This is a genomic window from Variovorax sp. P1_H12_2, from assembly GCF_056405335.1.
In genome coordinates this window covers 1-1,537 of the sequence record NZ_JBFUCI010000712.1, presented here as the reverse complement: position 1 = coordinate 1,537, position 1,537 = coordinate 1, and the positions used below count along the sequence as shown (strand labels likewise).

The following is a 1,537-nucleotide window of genomic DNA, read 5'->3' as shown; positions in this document are numbered from 1 at the left end:
AGTGATGCTTCATGCCGTGGTAGGTGCTCTCGCGATAGCAGATCCTGGTCGGGTCGTCGGGCTCGGTGAAGGCCATCGGGATCTGGCAGGTCTGGCACAGCATCGGCAGCGTGTTGTTGAACCAGCGCTTGCCCTGCTGCTCCTGCTCGGCGAGCCATTCGAAGCGCGGGCGGTACATCGTGTCGAAGGTCTCGGGGTACTTCTCCGAGAGCCAGTCCATCTCTTCGGGCCGGGGCACCCAGACGTTGAAGTTGGCCGCGTGGCCGTAGTTGTTGAAGATGGCCCAGGCCTCGTGCGAGATCCGGCTCTTTTCCTTCGACGCCACCTCGTGGTACTTGGGCATGCGGATGCCGTAGCGCGCCAGATCCTGGAACAGGGCGCCGCCGTTCTTCTCGAAGTACATCTCCCAGGCTTCGGACCAGCTCATCACGCGCTTGGGCAGCATGTAGTCCATCATCATCGCCACCAGCGTCAGCAGCCGGTAGCCGCGCCAGAACCACTTGTCGACCCACTTCTGCACGATCGGCACGTTGTCCGGGTCCTGCTCGAGGATGAACTTGACCACCTCCAGGCCCAGCGTCATGTGGCGCGACTCGTCGCTCTGGGCCGAGAAGCCGAAGGTCACGGTCGCCATGTCGCCGTTGTAGGCGGCGCCGCTCATGAAAGGCATGAACAGCAGGTTGGTCAGCACGTACTCGAACGAGAACGAGATCGCGGTGATGAACTCGAAGGGGCCGGCGCTCATCGCGTCTTCGAAGTAGCTCTTGGGCACCGAGAGGTACCAGACCCGGTCGTGCATGTGCTGCGGATCGTGCAGCCCGTTGAAGAACTTGTTGAAGTGGCTGATGGTGTGGAACTGCGTCTGCGCATGGCGCAGCTCGTCGATCGACTGCATCTGGCAGGCCACGCGCGCACCCACGCCGCGCAGGGAACGCCCGGCCATCGCATAGCCGCGGTGCGCCGCGTATTCGAGCGGCGACACGCCGGTCAGGAACAGCTTCAGCGTGTTCAGGTAGCGCGGATCGCTGATGTTGAACTGGCCGTTGTTCTGCTGGAAGGCGTCGATGATCGCGTAGAGCTTCTTTTCCTTCTCGCCCTGGAACTTCCAGTAGGCGTCCATCGTCAGGCGGAACGGGTCTTCCCACTTGTCCCAGTCGTGGATCTTGATGCCCTCGAACTTGTCGAAGGGGAAGACGTCGTCCATCGACTGGTAGGTGGTGTCCCAGCCGAGGCCGCGGGTCATCATGGCGTAGCGTTCCTTGAGGCCGAGGCGGGCGGCGGGGCGCTGCGAGTGGTCTGCTTGGGTCATGGCGTGTGTCCTTGAATGCGGTGATGCGGCGCGCTCAGGCGCCCCAATGGAGGATGAATTCGTCGTCGGTCTCTTCGATGCTTCCGGACAGCGAGATCAGGCTCAGGTGGATCTCCTGCAGGTCCCAGCGCCGCCCGACGCGCTCTTCCACGGAGGCCCGGCGGATCACCAGCCGGCCGGGCGAATCGATCTTCACCATCGCCGGGTAGTCGACGACGGTCGCATCGG

2 protein-coding genes are annotated in these 1,537 nt (G+C 63.2%); both read right to left on the bottom strand.

Annotated elements, in window-relative coordinates:
• Positions 1–1,309: ferritin family protein (locus AC1D2K_RS34460; RefSeq protein WP_478094901.1), on the bottom strand; the 1,309-nt coding region annotated here is incomplete at its 3' end.
• 34 nt (positions 1,310–1,343) lie between these two features.
• Positions 1,344–1,537 (bottom strand): MmoB/DmpM family protein (locus AC1D2K_RS34455; protein ID WP_478094899.1); only part of this gene is annotated, 194 nt, incomplete at its 5' end.